Here is a 17,695-nt window from a genome sequence, read left to right as displayed (position 1 = left end):
CCCTCTCACGGTGCGCTGCTTTTTCTTTGTATGGTCGGACTATGACTTCTGAGCTGAGCGATGACCTTGTCCGCCACTGGGTAACCGGATGGGCGCGAACTCACGACTATGACGTCCACCATGAAGGCAATGTTCATTCCGCTCTGCGCTCCGGAGATTCAGACGAGTGGGAGTACGTGCTCTATTCCCCTCAGGACACCGACCTGCGCAAGATCGCCTCCGCCGTCTCCAAGGATTCCGCCCGGCTGCTGACCGTGATCGCCGAGCCCGGCGCCGAGTCGCTGACCCAGAGTCCGATCGAAGGCCTCCAGCTCATCAGCGATGAGGAGAGGCTCATGGTGGTGGACATGGACACCCAGGACGTCGAGGATCCGATCACCCCGGAGGGGTACACCACCACTCGCGAAGACCATGACGGCTGGACGCTCTTCACCGTGCGCGACGGGGACAAGGTCGCCGCCCGCGGCCGGGTCGCCACCGTGGGCCATTACGCGATCCTCGACCGGATCTATACCAACGACGACTATCGCCGCCAGGGCCTGGGCACCTATGTGACCCGCGCACTGATCGCCATCGCCCATGAGCACGACGTCGAAGAGGGCCTGCTCGTGGCCACCGGTGATGGCCGTGAGCTCTACGAGTACCTGGGCTGGACCCTGCTCGGCGACGTCCACGTCTACGGCGCCACCTCGGGTGGACGGCTGCGCCCGAGCCACTCCCAGTTCGACGACCTCAACGACTAGGCTCCGCGCGGCACCTGTTGTATCATCGGCGAATTGGCTGCACTAAGTTCAATTGTTCATAAATTATTGAAGGAAGATGCAGCTCCGCACCGTCGCTGAAGGAGCACCCCATGGCCGCCAACCCGTTGACCGACCGCCTCGATGCAGGCCCCGTCATCTGCGCCGAAGGATTCCTCTTCGAACTTGAGCGGCGCGGCTACCTCACCGCAGGAGAATTCGTGCCCGAGGTGGCGCTCGAGCACCCTGATGCGCTGCGCGCGCTGCACCGGGACTTTCAGCGCGCCGGCTCGGACATCGTCGAGGCGTTCACCTATAACGGGCACCGGGAGAAGATGCGGGTCATCGGCAAGGAGGACCTGCTCGAACCGTTGAACCGCTCGGCCCTGCGCATCGCCCGTGAGGTCGCCGATGCCCGACCCGGGGACCTGGTGGCCGGCAACATCTCCAACACCAACATCTGGGACCCCGCGGACGCGCAGCGCCAGAACGAGGTGCGCGGCATGTTCGAGGAGATGGTGGGCTGGGCGGCGGAGGAGGGCGCAGACCTCATCGTCGGCGAGACGTTCTACTATGCCGGGGAGGCGCTCGCGGCCCTGGACGTGGCCCGGTCCTCAGGGCTTCCCGTGGTGCTCACGCTCGCGCCGATGGCCTTCGAAGAGATGGCCGACGGGCTCGGCGTGGTCGAGACGTGTCAGCGCCTGGAGCAGGCGGGCGCCGACGTCGTCGGGCTCAACTGCTTCCGCGGCCCGGACACCATGATGCCGTGGCTGCGCCAGATCCGGGAGGCAGTCTCCTGCCACGTGGCCGGGCTGCCCGTGCCCTACCGCACCACGCAGAGCGAACCCACCTTCTTCAACCTCACTGATGTGCGCGCCAGCGTGCCGTCCCCGCATGGACGGACCTTCCCCACCGCGCTGGATCCGCTGTACACCAATCGCTATGAGATCGGCGCGTTCGCGAAGGAGGCCTACGACCTGGGGGTCAACTACCTGGGGGTCTGCTGCGGCGCCTCGCCGATGCACATCCGCGAGACCTCCGAGGCCGTGGGGCGCAGCACCGAGGCCAGTAGGTACTCCGAGCGCATGGAGAACCATTTCATGTACGGGTCCCATGATCGGCTGCCCGACCACATCCGGTCCCTGGGGGATCGCGCCTGAGCAGCACCGGCGCATCAAGCGCTGTTCAGTGCTGCCAGCGCAGCGGGGGTGAGAGCAGGATGCTGACGTAGCCTGAGGGTGATGCCCGATCAGGAATCCTTTGAGCTGCTGCGCCGTGCGGGTCTGCCGGCTGAGATCGGCGACGCCGGTCCGCTGCGCCACGTCCGCACGCTGCCGGCTCGGCAGGCGCAGACCGCCGCCTGGCCTGAGTGGGTGCCCGCTGAGCTGCGCGCGGGCTACCGGCAGCTGGGGGTCTCCGGGCTCTACACCCACCAGGTGCTCGCCGCCGAGGCCCTGCACGCCGGGCGCCACACGATCCTGGCCACCGGCACCGCATCGGGGAAGTCCCTGGGCACCCAGCTGCCCGGACTGGCGGAGATCTGCGGAGGCCCGCGCGGGGCGCTGCCATCGGCAGGCCGCGGCGGTGCTTCCGGGAGCCTGGGCCCTCCGCCCAGCGTGGGCACGACCATGCTCTACCTCTCCCCCACCAAGGCGCTGGCCGCCGATCAGCTGGATGCGCTGGGCCAGCTGGCCGAGGCCACCGGGCCCGCCGGCACCCAGGGCGGCATCCGCCCGGCCTCATACGACGGGGACACCGACCCTGCTGAGCGCCGCTGGGTCCGCCAGCACGCCAATGTGGTGCTGACCAATCCCGACATGCTCAACGTCGGGATCCTGCCCAACCATCGGGCCTGGGCCAGGTTCTTCGCCCGGCTGCGCTATGTGATCATCGATGAGGCGCACAGCTGCCGCGGGATCTTCGGCTCACATATCGCGCTGCTGCTGCGCCGGCTGCGGCGGATCTGCGCCCACTACGGGGCCTACCCGGTCTTCACCGGGGCCTCCGCGACGAGCGGTGACCCCGCCACGTCGTTCTCCCGGCTGATCGGGCACCCCGACACCGCGGTCCGAGCCATCACCGAGGACGGCTCACCCCACGGGGCCGTGGACGTCTACCTCTGGGCGGCCTCGAACTCCGCGCTGACCGGAGACAACGCGGCACCGCTGAAACGCAGCCTCACCGTGGAGGCCGCAGACGTCCTCACCGACCTGGTGGTCGCCGGGCACCGGACGCTGGCCTTCATCAAGTCCCGGCGCGGGGCCGAGACCATCGCGCAGATCGCCGCCGATTCGCTCGCCGAGGTGGACCGTGACCTGCGCGGACGGGTGGCGGCCTACCGGTCCGGCTACCTCAAGGAGGAACGCCGCGAGCTCGAGGACGCGCTGCGCGAAGGGCGGCTGCTGGGCGTCGCCTCCACCCCTGCGCTGGAGCTGGGAATCGACATATCCGGACTGGACGCGGTGATCATCGCCGGCTGGCCCGGCACCCGAGCCTCGTTCTTCCAGCAGCTGGGCCGGGCTGGACGCTCGGGCCAGCGCGGTGCCGCGTTCTTCATCGCCGGCGACGATCCGCTGGACTCTTATCTGCTGGACCACCCCGAGGCGATCTTCGACACCGCTGTCGAGGATGCGGTGACCGATCCTTCCAACCCGCATGTGGCCGCGCCGCACATCCTCGCCGCCGCCCAGGAGCTGCCGCTGACCCATCCTGACCTGGAGCTGTTCGAGGCCTGGCTGATCGGGTCGCTCACCGAGCAGGGGCACCTGAGACGCCGGCCGCGGGGCTGGTTCTTCGCCCACGACGACGTCTCCGCCGCGGCCTGGGTCAAGCTGCGCTCCGACGGCGGCGGGCCCTACACGATCGTGAACGCGCAGGACGGCACCGTCGTCGGTGACATGGGCTCCGCCCAGGCGCAGCCGCAGGCCCACCCGGGGGCGGTCTATGTGCACCAGGGGCGCAGCTACATCGTCGAAGAGCTGGATCGGGAGAACAGCGCGGTGCTGGTGTTTCCAGCGAGCCCGCCGTATTACACCCAGGCCCGGGAGACCACCTCGATCGAGGTGGTGGAGATCGAGGAGTCCATGGACTGGGGCCGTTACCGGCTGCACTCCGGGATGGTCGAGGTGACCAGCACCGTGGTGGGCTTCCAGCGCAAGGCGCTGGGCTCCTCCGAGGTGCTCTCGGACGAGCCGCTGGACCTTCCGCCCTCATCGCTGCGCACCCAGGCGATGTGGATCACCGCCCCGGAGACCGAGCTCGCAGAGGCGGGCGTGATCCCGGAGCATGTGCCCGGGGCGCTGCATGCCGCCGAGCACGCGATGATCGGGCTGCTGCCGCTGCTGACCTCTGGTGACCGCTGGGACATCGGCGGCGTCTCCACCGCGCTGCACCGCGACACCGAGCTGCCCACGATCTTCGTCTACGACGGGCACCCCGGCGGAGCCGGGTTCGCGCGGCGCGGCTTCGAGCTGGCCGCCGATTGGATCGGCGCCACCGCCGAGACCATCGCCGGCTGCGGCTGCGCCACCGGTTGTCCCTCCTGCGTACAGTCCCCCAAATGCGGCAACAGGAACAACCCGCTGGCGAAGCAGCCGGCGCTGGACCTGCTGCGCGCGATCCTCGCTGCCCGCCCAGAGGAATCAACCCATGACGGAGACCCCGCAGCGCAGGACGGCTGAACACATCTGACTGCGTGACGCAATATGAACACGTCCGACAAACGTGTTGGACGTGGGCTACGATTGAACCTGCTTCAAGAGAAGTGACCTGGAGAACCGCCCTCGGGCGGTGATCCGACGATCCGTTCACGGTCACTCACCAACCCCATGTTCAAGGGTGGTCCCGGATCACGAAGCGGCTTGTTCTCACCTCAGACGGAGCTGCGAAGCTCCCTGTGGTGCTGATTGGGACAGGCAAGAGCAGCGTCGAAAGGAACCCCACCGCACCGTGCACCGAGTTGTGCACCCTCTGCTCGTGCGTGAACATTAGCGAGCCCCCAGCGACATATTCCTGGGACACCCCTGTCACTTTTCCGGGCGAAGATCCGCCCGTACAGACCGAAGGATCACCTCATGACGACCCATCAGCAGACCCCCGCTGCACCCGCCGTTCGCCTCCGTCATCGCGGGCTGAGCGCGCTGGCCGCCAGCGCCGTCCTGGCCCTGGCCCTGAGCAGCTGCAGCGCCTTCGACCGCGGCGGCGACGAGGCCGAGGCTGCTCCCGCCGACCAGCAGGAGTTCACCATCGGCGTGGTCGGCGCCAACGAGAGCCACCGCGAAGTCGAGCGCATTGCGGAGGAGGAGCTGGGCTACGAGATCGAACTCGTCGAGTTCACGGAGTACACCCAGCCCAATCCGGCACTGACCAGCGGCGACATCGACGCGAACTGGTTCCAGCACACTGCTTACCTCGCGGACTACAACGTCAGCTCCGGGGAGGATCTGCAGCCCATCGGCTCCACCGCCGCGGTGCCGCTGACCCTGTACTCCAACGAGTACACCGACGTCAGCGAGTTCTCCGAAGGGGACACCATCGCGATCCCCAATGACGCGGTCAATCAGGGGCGCGCCATCAACACCCTGGTGGCCGCCGGGCTGCTGGAGCTCTCCGAGGAGACCCGCCAGCCCGAGCCGCGCCACATCGACGAAGCAGCCTCCACCGTGGCGGTGCAGCCGGTCGCCGCCCAGCAGACCGTCAACGCGCTGGAGTCGGTGGAGGGTTCTGTCATCAACAACAACTTCGCCCAGGACGCCGAGCTCGACCCCGACGCTGACGGCATCTTCGCCGATGACCCCACCGACGCCGCGGCATTCCCCTACATCAACGCCTTCGTCACCCGCGCGGAGGACAGCGACAATGAGGCGCTGCGCGAGATCGCAGCGGTCTACCACGACGAGCGGGTGCTCGAGATCGAAGCCGAGCTCTCGGCCGGAACCTCGGTTCCCGCCTCGGATGTGACGCCCGAGCAGCTCCAGGAGGCGCTGGTCGACTATGAGGACTCGCTGCGCGATGCAGCTGGCGAGATGAGCGAGGATGGCGAGTCCGGGGCTGAAGAGGACGACGACGCGTGAGCACAGCCCCGCTCATCGAGTTCAACCGCGTCTCCCGCACCTACGGCACGGGAGACAAGACCGTCACCGCGGTCGACGACGTGAGCCTGCGCGTCGACCGCGGTGAGGTCTATGGCGTCATCGGGTTCTCCGGGGCAGGGAAATCCACCCTGATCCGGCTCGTCAACGGGCTCGAGCGACCGACCGCAGGGTCCGTCCATGTGCTGGGGCAGGAGATCTCCGCCATGCGCGAAGGGCAGCTGACCAAGGTGCGCTCACGGATCGGCATGGTGTTCCAGCAGTTCAACCTGTTCCACTCCCGCGATGTCGCCGGCAATGTCGCATACCCGTTGAAGGTCGCCGGGTGGAAGAAGGCTGAGCGCCAGGCCCGGGTGGAGGAGCTGCTGGATTTCGTCGGACTGACCGACAAGGCCTCGCAGCACCCCGAGCAGCTCTCCGGCGGGCAGAAGCAGCGGGTCGGCATTGCTCGCGCCCTGGCAGCCAAGCCGGACATCCTCTTGGCCGATGAGTCCACCTCGGCGCTGGACCCCAACACCACCGGTGAGGTGTTGAGGCTGCTGCGCCGCGCCAACGAGGAGCTGGGCATCACCATCGTGGCGATCACCCATGAGATGGAGGTCATCCGTTCCATCGCGGACCGGGTCGCGGTGATGGACCAGGGTCGGATCGTGGAGACCGGACTGGTCTATGACGTGTTCTCCAGCCCGCGGGAGACCAAGGACGCGAGCTTCGTCGGGGCAGCCCTGAAAGACCGGCCCACCGCGGAGGATGTGCAGAGGATCCGCGGTCACGCCACGGGGCGGCTCATAGTCGTCTCGCTGCAGAACGCGGCGGCGGTCAGCGCCGTGCTGGGCGAGGCGGCCTCCCACGGGGTGGCCTTCGAGATCGTTCACGGCGGCGTGAGCACCACCAAGAACGCCTCCTATGGTCTGCTCACTCTTGCATTGGAGGGTGACACCAGTGCGGTGGAGACCTTCGTCATGGCGCTCAACGCGGCCGGAGAGGTGCAGGAGGTGCACGAATGATCGACACGTATCGAGCTCTGGACTGGAGCTACTACGGGCCTGAGCTGCTCGAGGCCATTTTCGACACCATCTACATGGTCGCCTGGGCATTCCTGCTGGGCGGCTTCATCGGGCTGGCCATCGGCCTGACGCTCTACACCACACGTGAGGGCGGGCTGCTCTCGAACAAACCCGCATATGTGGCGATGAACTTCGTCGTGAACCTCATCAGGCCGATTCCCTTCGTGATCCTGATCGCGGCCCTGCAGCCCGTGACCATCTACGTGATCGGGTCCGGGATCGGCAACGATGCGGTGATCTTCGTGATGATCTGGGCCTCCACCTTCGCGATCGCGAGGATCGTGGAGCAGAACCTGGTCTCCATCGACCCCGGGGTGATCGAAGCTGCCCGCGCCATGGGCGCGTCCCGGCTGCGCATCATTCTCACGGTGCTGCTGCCGGAGGCGCTGGGCCCGCTGATCCTGGGGTATACCTTTGTGATCATCGCGCTGACCGACATGTCCGCCCTGGCGGGCATCATCGGCGGTGGCGGCATCGGAAACTTCGCCATCGTCGAGGGGTACAACCGCTTCAACCCCGAAGTGACCTGGCTGGCGGTGATCGTGGTGATCATCTTCGTCCAGTCGCTGCAGCTGGTGGGCAACTGGGCGGCACGGAAGGTCATGCGGCGCTGAGCCCCCTGCAGGAAGCCTCTGCCGACCCGCCGTCGTCCCTGCTCTCTGCCCATGAACCACGGAAGGACTCACCCATGACTCTGCGCTCCATCACCTTGGGAACCGACGAGCATCGTCTCGAGACATCAGCACTGGGCTACGGTGCGATGTCGTTGGCGGGGGCCTACGGCGCGATCGGTGAGGCCGATGCACTCGCGCTCCTGGACCACGTGGCGCAGCGCGAGGTCACGTTCCTGGACACCGCGAACATCTACGGCGACGGTGAGAGCGAACGGGTGCTGGGGGTGTTTCTGAAGCACCGGCGCAGGCAGTTCGTCCTGGCGACCAAGGTCGGCATCGAGAAGGGCGCGGGGGTCGGGCAACGCCGCGCGCGAGGGGACGCGGCGTATATCAGGGAGCAGATCGATCTGAGCCTGCGCCGTCTGGGGACAGACCATGTGGACCTCTACTATCTGCACCGGGTGGATCCTGACACTCCGATCGAGGAGAGCGTCGGAGCCCTGGGCGAGCTGGTCACGGCCGGCAAGGTGCGCGCCATCGGCCTCTCCGAGGCCACGGGAGAGGAGATCACCCGCGCCGATGCGGTGCATCCGATCACGGCGGTGCAGAGCGAATGGAGCATCTTCGCCCGGGATGTGGAGACCCATGTGCTCCCGACCTGCGCGCGGCTGGGCATCGGCTTCGTCCCGTATTCCCCGGTGGGCCGGGGCCTGCTCACCGACTCCTTCGATCCGAAGAGTCTCCCGGCTGACGACATCCGGCAGAACTTCCCGTGGTTCACGCGTGAGAACATCACGCACAATGCCGCTCTCACCGCACAGGTGCGCGATGTCGCCGCGCGTCTCGAGATGCCTGCGGCAGGACTGGCGCTCGCCTGGCTCTATCAGCAGGCCGCCGCCCTGGGGGTGCAGATCTCGCCGATCCCCGGAACGCGGACTGCGGGTCACTGGGATGAGCTGCAGCGCGGGGTGGATGTCTCGCTCCCCGGTGACGCAATGGCAGAGCTCGACGCCCTGGCGGGGCAGGTTCGCGGGGATCGCAGCTTCGATCCGCGCTGGGTCTCCGGCGGGCGCGAAGGACTGCTTCCACGCGGCTGAGCACCACGCCAGTCTCATCCATTGTGCAATTCGATCGGGTTTTCGGGCGAAATGCACGGAGGAACCTGCACCGATTGCACACTCGATGCTGAGATGCCGATTCCTCGCCGACCCTCCCCTGATGTTTGCCCCCAGCACGGACGGTTCGGAGCCCTGCGTCGTTCCTCTCCACAGCATCGCGCTGTCCTGAAGGATCGCCGATCATGCGTCTCAGACTGGGAACACCTGCAGCCAGCAGGGTTCACCAGTCGTCACCTCCACGGGTCCGCGAGTGTCGGATGAGCGAGTCTCCCTTCTGAGACCTGCAGGTCCCGGGCGCCGGGCGACCGTCACGGAAGGCCTGTCATGAGAAGCATTCTGATGGAGAAGACTCCGGCGCGCACCGGTCCGCAGGAATCCAGGAGCTGGGTGCAGCAGCTCCATCGTGAGGAAGAAGGGCTCGCGACGGCCGAATACGGCATCGTCATGCTCGCCGCGGTCGGGTTCGCGGGGCTGCTGGTGGCGGTGCTGAGCTCCGGCACGGCACGAGGACTGCTGAGCGGCGTCGTGGAACGTGCGCTCTCGTTCTGAGCGCGGCTCGATCAGCGCGGAATTCGCGGTGGCGCTGCCCGGGGTGGTGCTCGTGCTGCTGCTGGTGCTCGCCCTCAGTCTCCATGGCGCCGCCCAGGTCACTCTGGAGACGGGAGCTCGGGCCGCGGCTCGGGAGCTGGCCCGCGGGGAGGACCCCGCCGCGGCGGAGGCGGCCGCCCGGCGGGTCACCGGTGAGGAGGTGTCCTTCCAGCTCAGCCACGATCAGGACTACGTCACCGTGGCGCTGGCCCGCCCGGTCCGGGTGCTCGGGTGGGTCGAGGTCGGGATGACCCAGGATGCCCGCGCCACGGCCCGGGTGGAGAACCTGCCATGAGGCCCCGGGTGTCGCTCTCGGAAGAGCGCGGTTCGGGCACCGTCCTGGCTCTGGGGCTGATCATGGTGCTGCTCATCCTGCTCGCCGCGGCGCAGACCCTGAGCATGGTCGCGGCGTCCTCCGCGCAGGCTGCCCGGGGAGCGGATCTGGCGGCGCTCGCGGGAGCCGATGCGGCCCGCGGCCTGAGCACCGGGAGCCCGTGCACCGTGGCGGAGGCGGTGGCCGCCCGCAATGCAGTGGAGCTCACCAGCTGCACCGTGACCGGCGAATACCGCACCGAGGTGCTGGTGAGCACCGTTGTGCCGATCCTGCCGGAGCGGCTGCTGGACGCCGGCGGTGTGGATCTCTCCGGACTGCTCAGTCGCGGGGCTGCGCGCGCCGGGCCTCCCCCGTGATCGGCAGGCTGGACCGAGATCCGCGCGAGGACCGCGCGAGCAGAGGCTGCCGCCCACCGGGGGCCGGTCTGGCTCAGAGACGGGCGAGCAGCGCCGCCAGCAGAGCGATCCGCTCTGGGATCGATTCCAGCCGGACCTGTTCATGATCGGCGTGGGCACCGGCGCCATCGGGACCCAGACCGTCGAGGGTCGGCAGGCCCAGCGAGCCGAGGAAGTTGGTGTCTCCTGCTCCTGCCGCGGGCCGACCGCCGACGGTGGGAAGTCCAGCGTCCGCAGCGGCGGCCTCCACCGCGGCGAGCAGCTCCTCATCGGCCGCGTCGGCCTGCCAGGCGGGGCGCTGGGACAGGGTCTGCACCTGCAGCTGGGCGTCCCGACGGACCGGGACGAGATCACTGATGGACGCCAGCACCTGGTTCTCCACCTCGGGGGTGCGAAACCGCAGTCCCACCTCCACCGATGCCGCCGCAGGCACCACATTGGTCTTGCCGCCGCCGGCGATGGTCCCGACATTGCACAGCACATCTCCCGGAGCGGCGTCCTGGGCCGATCCGATGATCTCGCGCAGGGCGAGGATCTGATCCACCAGCTCCTCGATGGCGTTGACTCCGCCCTCGGGGTCCAACGCCGCGTGCGAGGCGCGCCCGGTGACCTGAAGCCGGAGCCTGGTGCTGCCGAGCCGACCGACCTTCAGCGCTCCGCCGGGGTGGGGGGACTCGAAGCCCAGCACGGCGCTGACTCCCTCGGCGCTGGCCAGCAGCAGCTCCCGCGAGCTCGGGGACCCGATCTCCTCGTCACCGACCACGATCACCCGCACCGGCGGCCGGCTGAGGCCCAGCTCTGTGCTGACGCTGAGCCCCTGGTGCATGATCAGCAGCCCGGACTTCATGTCGAAGATCCCGGGCCCGTGGGCGATGCCTGCTTCGATGCGGAACGGCATCTTCTCCAGCGTGCCGGTGGGCCAGACCGTGTCGGAATGTCCGATGAAGAGCACCGGAGCGGCCTCACTGCGCTCGCCGGCTCCCGGGACGTCCATCACCAGGTGCGTTCCCCACTCCCCCTCGTGGACGGCGACCTCGGCATCGTGCTCTGTGAAGAGCACGCGCACCTGATCAGCCACTGAGGTGACCCCCTCGGCGTCTCCGGTGGGCGACTCGGTCACTACCATCCGTTCCAGAAGCTCGAGGGTGCGGTCATAGCGATTCCCTGCCAGGTCAAGCAGGGCAGTGGGAGAAGAGTTGTCCATGGGGCTATGATACGCAACGTAAGAACATATACCAGGCTTCGAGAGGACCGCATGACAAATCAGGATGCAGCCGCACCCGCTTCCCCCGCCATGCCGGAGACGATCAGCCTGGATGATGGGGTCATAGTGCGGGGTCTCACCGAGGTCGCCGAGCTGGAGGCCGCATGCCGGCTCTACCGCGAGGTCTTCTCCTACAGCGGGGAGGACCAGGGGATCAACGCCCGCCTGTTGAAGAACCTGCTCACCTATGGCGGCACAGTCATCGGTGCGCTCGACGCCGCCGGTGCCTTGCGCGGCATGGCCTTCGGCTGGACCGCGGTGGAGACCGATCAGGATGATCCGCACATCTACCACTTCTCCCAGGCCGCAGTGGTCTCCCAGGACCTTCAGGGCCAGGGCGTCGGCCGCGCGCTGAAGAACGTCCAGGCCGCCGTCGCCCACCGGCAGGGATCAAGCCGCATGCGCTGGACCTACAACCCGATGATCAGCCGCAACGCCCACTTCAACCTCGACGTGCTCGGCGCGCAGGGCCGCTGGTTCACCCGCGACGCGCTCGCCGGGCCCGGCACCGATCGCATCACGGTGGAATGGCGACTCGATGAGTCGCACGAGGGACACCGGGTGGCGACCGACAGCAGGTTTGAGGCAGAGCTCGCGGCACACCCGCTCACCACCCCCGGGGAGATCCGGGCCGGCGGCGAATCCACCGCGCTCGCCGTCCCCGCCCAGCAGCCCACCGATCCGGCAGTCATCGAGCTGCTCCGATCGCGCTTCCAGGAGATCTTCGACCAGGGGTTCGTCGCGGTGTCCTGCCGCCGCATGGACGAGGACCTGGCTGTCTACAGCTTCACCCGACCGGCATGAACCGGATGAACAGCATGGTCACCGAAGAGTTCACAGACCAGCATGCGAGTGGCGGAGCAGAGGACGCGGGGTCCGATGATCAGCGCGGTCCGGACAATCCAGCCGCGCGCTTCGGAGCCAGCATGTCCCCGCGGGCCTCGGCCAAGACCCTGCAGGCGCGACTGATCCGCAAGGAGCGCGAGAACCTGGAGCGGGTCTTCGCCAGCTTCGAGACCGAGGACTCGGTGGCCCGGGCCGCGGCGCTCATCGCCGGGGCGCGCCGTCGCTTCATCGTGGGCCACGGCAGGTCTGCGGCCTTCGCGCACCTGCTGGACCTGGACCTCTCCCATGGGGTCTCGCAGGTCTCGCTCATCGACGGCCAGAGCACTCGCAGCATCGATGTGCTCACCGATGTGCGCGGCACCGACGTCCTGGTCGCGTTCTCGATGCGCCGCTACCGCCGGGAGACCGCCGACCTGGTCCATGCCTTCGCCCAGCGCGGCGGCACTGTGGTCGCGGTGACGGACTCGGTCGATTCCCCGCTGGTCGCGCCGGCCAGCGAGGTCGTGATCGTGCCCACCGGCTCCGCCTCGGTCACCGACTCCGCCACCGGCATCGCCGCGGTGATCCACCTGCTCACCGCGCTGACCACCGCAAGTGCCAAGGGAAGCCGCCGTCGGCTGACCGAGAGAGAATCACTGATCCAAGAGATGGGACTGTATATCTGATGCGCGCCACAGAGATCGTGCTCCACGACGTCGAGCTGCCCCTGCGGCACGCCTTCGAGACCAGCTCACACCGGAAATCCTCGCTGCGCCACCTGCTGGTGGAGATGATCGCCGAGGACGGCACCGTCGGCTGGGGCGAGATCGCCTCCCCCGCCGGCCCCTTCTACGCCCCGGAGACGACGACGACGGCGTGGCAGACCGCGGTCGAACATCTGATCCCCGCCGTGCTCGGCGCAGACTGGGAGCACCCAGACGAGGTCGCGGGACTCTACGCGAAGGTGCGCGGAAACTATTTCGCCAAGGCCGGGATCGAGATGGCCGCATGGACCCTGTGGACCGCGGCCCGGTCGGTGCCGCTGGCACAGGCTCTCGGCGGGGAACGCGACTCCGTCATCGCCGGCGTCTCCTTGGGCATCGAGCCCAGCATCGACGCGCTGCTCACCGAGGTGACCCGCCACGTGGAATCGGGCTATCCCCGGGTGAAGCTGAAGATCGCACCGGGATGGGATGTCGAACCCGTGCGCGCGGTGCGTGCGGCCTTCCCGGACCTCGATGTCCATGTCGACGCCAACGGCGCCTACCCGGGGTCTGCCGAACCGGGCGGCGAGGAGGCCTTTGAGGTGCTGCGCGCCCTGGATCCCTTCCGGCTGACCATGATCGAGCAGCCCTTCGCGCCGAAGAACTTCTTGGACCACGCCCGGCTGACGGCGGCGCTGGAGACCCCGGTCTGCCTGGACGAGTCGGTGGAGACCCTCGATGACCTGCGGACCGCGCTGGCCCTGAAGGCCGGGAATGTGCTCAACATCAAGGTCTCCCGCATGGGAGGGCTCAGCGCGGCGCGCGACGCCCACGCCATCGCCACCGCCGCGGGCTGGCCGGTCTGGTGCGGCGGGATGCACGAGTTCGGGGTGGGCCGGCTCGCCAATGTGGCGCTCTCCTCGCTGCCCGGGTTCACGCTGCCCTCCGACGTCTCCGCCTCGGGCAAGTACTACGCGGAAGACATCATCGATCCACCGGTCACCGCCGAGCAGGGCGTGGTGCAGGTCCCGACCACCCCGGGGCTGGGCGCCGGCGTGCGCACCGACGTCATCGCCGCGCACGCGACCAGACAGCAGCGCTTCCAGGCCTGAACCCACCCCGCAGCGCGATAACCTGACGGCAGTACTCTGACACCAGCATCCTGACATCCCAGCGGTGCTCAAAGAGTCTCCCCGGCTGAGAGGCAGCGATAACATGGTCACCGCATTCGTGATGATGAAGACCGACCCCCACCGCATCCCCGAGTCCGCGCAGGACATCGCCAATATCGAAGAGGTCCAGGCCGTCTATTCGGTCACCGGCAAGTGGGACCTGGTGGCCATGGTGAAGACTCCGAACCTGGAGGATCTCAGCGATCTGGTCCCGGCGAAGATCTCCAAGGTGGCCACGGTCCATGACACCGAGACGATGGTCGCGTTCCGCACATACTCGGACCAGGAGCTCGAGGCCAGCTTCAGCCTCGGCGGAGAGTAGCCCCGCGGGGGTACGCGCCAGGCCCCCGCCATGTCCGAACACTGAGGGCCCGACCGGATTCCGGTCGGGCCCTCAGTGTTCATTCATCCACGGTGCTTCGGGTTCCAGCGTCTTGAGCCCGGGCGGGTCGGCTCAGGCCATCCCGGGTGCTGGGTTCTCCACCGAGCCGCCGCCGCGGGCGGTCACATGGGGGCCGTCGTCCTCGGACGTGGCCTCCTCGGCAGACCCATCCCCGCGGCCGCGGCGGATGAACTGCAGCGCCACAGCAAGTGCCAGAGCCACCATCCCGCCGACCGAGAACGTCAGATCCGGGTAGATCAGCAGCAGACCACCGACGATCAGCAACGTCCGTTCGATGACCGAGGCGCGCAGGAAGAGATATCCGGCAAGGCCCGAGGACAGCGCGATCAGCCCCACGATCACGGTGAGCAGGGAGACCGCAAGCTCGTCCCAGGTGCCTTGCAGCAGCAGCGCCGGCTGAAGGATGAAGACATACGGGATCAGGAATCCGGCCAGCGCGATCTTCACCGCCGCCACACCAGCAGCCATCGGATTGGCCCCGGCGATGCCCGCACCGGCGTAGGCCGCGAGACAGACCGGTGGCGTGATGTCCGCGAGGATGCCGAAGAAGAACACGAACATGTGCGCCGCGATCAGCGGGACGTCGAAGTTGTTGTACAAGATCGGCGCCGCCACCGAGGCGGTGACCACATAGTTCGCGGTGGTCGGCAGGCCCATGCCGAGGATGATGCAGGCGATCATCACGAAGAAGAGCACCAGCAGGAAGCTGCCGCCGGCCAGCGACACCAGCCCGCGGCCGAGCTGGCCGCCCAGGCCCGTGGCGGTCACGGTGCCGGCCACGATGCCTGCTGTGGCACAGGCGGCGATCACCGGCAGAGCGGTCCGCGCAGCGGCGATGAACAGTTCCACGAATCCGCGCACGTTGAGCCGGGTGGAGGAGCGGAAGAAGCTCAGGACGATCGCGGTCGCGATGCCCAGCAGTGCCGCCCGGGTGGGGGTCAGGCCGGCGATGAGCGTGCTGATGATCACGACCAGCGGCAGCAGCAGGTCGGCGCGGGTGACCAGCGACCGGATGCTGGGCAGCTCCTCGACCGGCAGACCTTTGATCTCCCGGCGCTTCGCCTCGAAGTGCACCGAGAGGAAGGCGCCCAGGAAGTAGAGCAGCGCCGGGATGATCGCGATGACGATCAGCTCGTTGTACTCCAGGTTGGGCACGTTCTGCGCCATGATGAACGCCGCGGCACCCATGATCGGGGGCATCAGCTGACCACCGGTGGAGGCCGTGGCCTCGGTGGCGGCCGCGAAGTGTGGCTTGAACCCGGCCTTCTTCATGATCGGGATCGTGAAGGAGCCCGAGGCCACGGTGTTGGCCACCGAGGATCCGGAGACCATGCCCTGCAGGCCCGAGGCGGCGACGGCGGCCTTGGCCGGGCCGCCGGTGTACTTGCCTGCCGCGCGGAAGGCCAGGTCATTGAAGAACTGGCCGATGTTGGTCCGGAGCAGGACCACCGCGAAGAGCAGGAAGAGGAAGATGAAGTTCGCCGAGACCTGCAGCGGAGTGCCGAAGATCGATCGCGTGGAGAGGAAGGTCTCCGTGGCGAAGGCGTCCCAGGAGCGTCCGCGGTGCGGGAAGATCGGGCTCATGTTGCCGAAGATCGCGTAGGCGATGGCGGCGGCGGCGATGATCACGATGGGCAGTCCCACGCAGCGACGCGTGGCTTCCAGGACCAGCAGGGTGCCCGCCACTGCCACGGTGTAGTCCAGCGCGCTGAAGCCGAGGATCTGAACGGCGTTGCCGACCAGGTACTCATAGCGGAAGACGATGTAGAGGTTGACCGCCATGCCCGCGGCGGCGAGCAGCGCGTCATACCAGGGCACTCCCCGGCCACGGCCGAGCAGCAGGTCTTTCCAGAGGACCCCGCTGGGCTTCGTGTTGAGCAGCTTCTTGCTCGCCGGGTAGAGCAGGAAGATCAGGGAGGTGGCGCCCGCGAGGTGCAGCGCGCCGTGGATCCAGCCGGTGAAGGGCCGCTCAAGCGCGTAGTAGAGGTGGTACAGCGTGAAGGCTACGGAGAGCCCGCCCACGATCCATGTCCACCAGCCCAGATCCGTCCGGAAGCGGCTCGAGGTGTCGTGCTTCCGAAGAATCTCGGCTGCGCGCTCCTCACCACCGACCCCCGGCTCCTGCAGATCAGCAGAAGCCGGGGAGCGATTCTCAGCAGTGCTGCGTGTCACGGCAGGTCAATGCCCTGCTCTTCGAAGTAACGCTCTGCGCCGGGGTGCAGCGGGATATCGCCGATCCCGGTCAGGGCGTTCTCTTCGCTGATGTTCTCACCGATCTCGAGCGTGACGTCTCCCGCGTTCTCCAGAGTGGCGGCGGTGATCTCGTAGCCGAGGTCCTCGCTGACCTGGGTGGTGGAGGCGACCAGGGCCGCGAACACCGAGACCGTGGTGACGTCCTCGTCGAGGAAGTCATAGGCGTCGGCGGAGATGTCGTAGGACTCGGCGCCGGACTCACCCGAGATGGACTCGGTCATGTCGTCCTCGAGGCCCAGCAGCGCGACATCGGTGGAGGCGGCCAGCTGGGTCAGACCTGCCACCGGGACGCCGACCACGAAGATCGACGCGTCGATCTGGCCGTCAGCGAGCATCTCCGTGGAGGTGCCGAAGTCGGCGATCTCTGCGGTGTAGTCACCCTCCTCGATGCCGTGCGCGGCGAGGATCGCGTCGGAGATCGCGCGGGTGCCGGAGCCGACGTCGCCCACGGCGATGGTCTGTCCCTCGAGATCCTCGATGGACTCGATGCCGGAGTCTTCGCGGACGATGATGTGCGCGGCCTCGGGGTAGAGGTTGGCGATCCAGCCGAAGTTGTCCAGCGCCATGCCGTCGAGGTCATCGATCTCACCGTTGACGCCCATCTCCGCCGTGTCGTTCTGGGTCAGGCCGAGCTGCATCTCTTCCTGGAAGATGCCGCCCAGGTTGTCTGCGGAGCCGCCGGTCTCGATCGCGGTGACCGAGACGTCTTCGATGTTGTCTTCGAAGATCGAGGCCAGCTCGTCTCCCAGCGGGAAGTAGGTGCCGGCGACGCCGCCGGTGCCGAAGGTCAGCTCATTGGTGTAGCTGTCCTCGTCCCCGGTCTGGACGTCTTCGTCCCCACCGTTGTCATCTCCGCCGCAGGCGGACAGGGCTAGAGCGGCTGCAGCGGTGACTGCAATAGTTGTACGACGCATTTTCATGAGTCTTCTCCTCAGTCGAGTGATTCAAGGTGCGTTGAGTAGTCAGAGGTGCGTGGAGTAACCAGCGGGTTGAGTACACGGTGCGATGTGTAGTCAGTCACTTTACCGTGGTGTACGACACTTTACTGGCTCCGCGGATACCCTTTTTATACTGCCCTAGATGGATGAGCAGGGTGTTTCGTGATCTGCACAGCATGGAACCCGGTGC

Annotated in this window: 17 protein-coding genes; 14 read left to right on the top strand and 3 right to left on the bottom strand. The window is 67.6% G+C overall.

Going from position 1 to position 17,695, the window contains the following annotated elements; translation table 11 throughout:
* Positions 1–41: 41 nt before the first annotated feature.
* The 10 genes from LTH96_RS11695 to LTH96_RS11650 all read left to right on the top strand — a co-directional run bounded on the left by LTH96_RS11695 (position 42) and on the right by LTH96_RS11650 (position 9,907).
* Entirely contained in the window at positions 42–743 is a 702-nt protein-coding gene (locus LTH96_RS11695) for a GNAT family N-acetyltransferase (RefSeq protein ID WP_241466013.1), read from the top strand.
* Positions 744–853: 110 nt separating this feature from the next.
* The gene (locus tag LTH96_RS11690) at positions 854–1,900 is read left to right on the top strand and encodes a homocysteine S-methyltransferase family protein (protein WP_241466011.1); all 1,047 of its coding nucleotides are present in this window, start codon (positions 854–856) and stop codon (positions 1,898–1,900) included.
* A gap of 81 nt (positions 1,901–1,981) precedes the next feature.
* Positions 1,982–4,420, top strand: coding sequence for a DEAD/DEAH box helicase (locus tag LTH96_RS11685; RefSeq protein WP_241466010.1), 2,439 nt, complete (start codon positions 1,982–1,984; stop codon positions 4,418–4,420).
* Between the two features lie 393 nt (positions 4,421–4,813).
* Entirely contained in the window at positions 4,814–5,812 is a 999-nt protein-coding gene (locus tag LTH96_RS11680; RefSeq protein WP_241466008.1) for a MetQ/NlpA family ABC transporter substrate-binding protein, read from the top strand.
* Positions 5,809–6,837 (top strand): methionine ABC transporter ATP-binding protein, encoded by a 1,029-nt coding sequence (locus LTH96_RS11675; protein ID WP_241466006.1) that lies wholly within the window; start codon positions 5,809–5,811, stop codon positions 6,835–6,837. Before LTH96_RS11680 ends, LTH96_RS11675 begins: the two co-directional genes overlap by 4 nt.
* Positions 6,834–7,511, top strand: a complete 678-nt coding sequence (locus tag LTH96_RS11670; protein ID WP_241466004.1) for a methionine ABC transporter permease — start codon at positions 6,834–6,836, stop codon at positions 7,509–7,511. The genes LTH96_RS11675 and LTH96_RS11670 overlap by 4 nt, the downstream gene beginning before the upstream one ends.
* Before the next feature lie 74 nt (positions 7,512–7,585).
* Positions 7,586–8,608, top strand: coding sequence for an aldo/keto reductase (locus LTH96_RS11665; protein ID WP_241466002.1), 1,023 nt, complete (start codon positions 7,586–7,588; stop codon positions 8,606–8,608).
* Between the two features lie 345 nt (positions 8,609–8,953).
* Positions 8,954–9,178: a DUF4244 domain-containing protein gene (locus LTH96_RS11660; RefSeq protein ID WP_241466000.1), complete on the top strand. Its 225-nt coding sequence runs from the start codon at positions 8,954–8,956 to the stop codon at positions 9,176–9,178.
* Positions 9,162–9,512, top strand: coding sequence for a TadE family type IV pilus minor pilin (locus LTH96_RS11655; protein ID WP_241465998.1), 351 nt, complete (start codon positions 9,162–9,164; stop codon positions 9,510–9,512). The genes LTH96_RS11660 and LTH96_RS11655 overlap by 17 nt, the downstream gene beginning before the upstream one ends.
* On the top strand, positions 9,509–9,907 hold the full coding sequence (locus LTH96_RS11650; protein WP_241465996.1) for an Rv3654c family TadE-like protein: 399 nt from the start codon (positions 9,509–9,511) through the stop codon (positions 9,905–9,907). The genes LTH96_RS11655 and LTH96_RS11650 overlap by 4 nt, the downstream gene beginning before the upstream one ends.
* 73 nt (positions 9,908–9,980) lie before the next feature.
* Here the strand turns inward: LTH96_RS11650 and LTH96_RS11645 are convergent, their stop codons facing one another.
* Complete coding sequence (locus tag LTH96_RS11645; RefSeq protein WP_241465994.1) at positions 9,981–11,150, bottom strand: M20/M25/M40 family metallo-hydrolase; 1,170 nt, start codon at positions 11,148–11,150, stop codon at positions 9,981–9,983.
* Between the two features lie 51 nt (positions 11,151–11,201).
* Between LTH96_RS11645 and LTH96_RS11640 the strand changes: the two genes are divergently transcribed.
* The 4 genes from LTH96_RS11640 to LTH96_RS11625 all read left to right on the top strand — a co-directional run bounded on the left by LTH96_RS11640 (position 11,202) and on the right by LTH96_RS11625 (position 14,233).
* On the top strand, positions 11,202–12,014 hold the full coding sequence (locus LTH96_RS11640; RefSeq protein ID WP_241465992.1) for a hypothetical protein: 813 nt from the start codon (positions 11,202–11,204) through the stop codon (positions 12,012–12,014).
* A gap of 14 nt (positions 12,015–12,028) precedes the next feature.
* Positions 12,029–12,721, top strand: coding sequence for a MurR/RpiR family transcriptional regulator (locus LTH96_RS11635; RefSeq protein WP_241465990.1), 693 nt, complete (start codon positions 12,029–12,031; stop codon positions 12,719–12,721).
* Positions 12,721–13,851, top strand: a complete 1,131-nt coding sequence (gene menC, locus LTH96_RS11630) for an o-succinylbenzoate synthase (RefSeq protein WP_241465988.1) — start codon at positions 12,721–12,723, stop codon at positions 13,849–13,851. The genes LTH96_RS11635 and menC overlap by 1 nt, the downstream gene beginning before the upstream one ends.
* Positions 13,852–13,954: 103 nt before the next feature.
* Positions 13,955–14,233, top strand: coding sequence for an Lrp/AsnC family transcriptional regulator (locus LTH96_RS11625; RefSeq protein ID WP_036476260.1), 279 nt, complete (start codon positions 13,955–13,957; stop codon positions 14,231–14,233).
* A 132-nt stretch (positions 14,234–14,365) separates the two neighbouring features.
* Here LTH96_RS11625 and LTH96_RS11620 read toward each other — a convergent pair whose 3' ends face one another.
* Positions 14,366–16,486 carry a TRAP transporter permease gene (locus LTH96_RS11620; protein ID WP_241465987.1) on the bottom strand — a complete coding sequence of 707 codons (2,121 nt, stop codon included), beginning with the start codon at positions 16,484–16,486 and terminating at the stop codon, positions 14,366–14,368.
* Complete coding sequence (locus LTH96_RS11615) at positions 16,483–17,487, bottom strand: TAXI family TRAP transporter solute-binding subunit (RefSeq protein WP_241465985.1); 1,005 nt, start codon at positions 17,485–17,487, stop codon at positions 16,483–16,485. The genes LTH96_RS11620 and LTH96_RS11615 overlap by 4 nt, the downstream gene beginning before the upstream one ends.
* Positions 17,488–17,695 lie beyond the last annotated feature (208 nt).

It is taken from the genome of Nesterenkonia sp. LB17, from assembly GCF_022565915.1.
GTDB lineage: Bacteria > Actinomycetota > Actinomycetes > Actinomycetales > Micrococcaceae > Nesterenkonia.
The sequence above is the reverse complement of the archived record's forward strand: the minus strand, read 5'-3'. Positions and strand labels throughout refer to the sequence as shown.

What these genes read in the sequence shown, in the direction of transcription:
- LTH96_RS11665 (WP_241466002.1), top strand. Translation starts at nt 7,586, where the DNA reads ATGACTCTGCGCTCCATCACCTTGGGAACCGACGAGCATCGTCTCGAG.
- LTH96_RS11695 (WP_241466013.1), top strand. Translation starts at nt 42, where the DNA reads ATGACTTCTGAGCTGAGCGATGACCTTGTCCGCCACTGGGTAACCGGA.
- LTH96_RS11650 (WP_241465996.1), top strand. Translation starts at nt 9,509, where the DNA reads ATGAGGCCCCGGGTGTCGCTCTCGGAAGAGCGCGGTTCGGGCACCGTC.
- LTH96_RS11670 (WP_241466004.1), top strand. Translation starts at nt 6,834, where the DNA reads ATGATCGACACGTATCGAGCTCTGGACTGGAGCTACTACGGGCCTGAG.
- LTH96_RS11690 (WP_241466011.1), top strand. Translation starts at nt 854, where the DNA reads ATGGCCGCCAACCCGTTGACCGACCGCCTCGATGCAGGCCCCGTCATC.
- LTH96_RS11615 (WP_241465985.1), bottom strand. Translation starts at nt 17,487, where the DNA reads ATGAAAATGCGTCGTACAACTATTGCAGTCACCGCTGCAGCCGCTCTA.
- LTH96_RS11660 (WP_241466000.1), top strand. Translation starts at nt 8,954, where the DNA reads ATGAGAAGCATTCTGATGGAGAAGACTCCGGCGCGCACCGGTCCGCAG.
- LTH96_RS11635 (WP_241465990.1), top strand. Translation starts at nt 12,029, where the DNA reads ATGGTCACCGAAGAGTTCACAGACCAGCATGCGAGTGGCGGAGCAGAG.
- menC (WP_241465988.1), top strand. Translation starts at nt 12,721, where the DNA reads ATGCGCGCCACAGAGATCGTGCTCCACGACGTCGAGCTGCCCCTGCGG.
- LTH96_RS11640 (WP_241465992.1), top strand. Translation starts at nt 11,202, where the DNA reads ATGACAAATCAGGATGCAGCCGCACCCGCTTCCCCCGCCATGCCGGAG.
- LTH96_RS11680 (WP_241466008.1), top strand. Translation starts at nt 4,814, where the DNA reads ATGACGACCCATCAGCAGACCCCCGCTGCACCCGCCGTTCGCCTCCGT.
- LTH96_RS11685 (WP_241466010.1), top strand. Translation starts at nt 1,982, where the DNA reads ATGCCCGATCAGGAATCCTTTGAGCTGCTGCGCCGTGCGGGTCTGCCG.
- LTH96_RS11625 (WP_036476260.1), top strand. Translation starts at nt 13,955, where the DNA reads ATGGTCACCGCATTCGTGATGATGAAGACCGACCCCCACCGCATCCCC.
- LTH96_RS11645 (WP_241465994.1), bottom strand. Translation starts at nt 11,150, where the DNA reads ATGGACAACTCTTCTCCCACTGCCCTGCTTGACCTGGCAGGGAATCGC.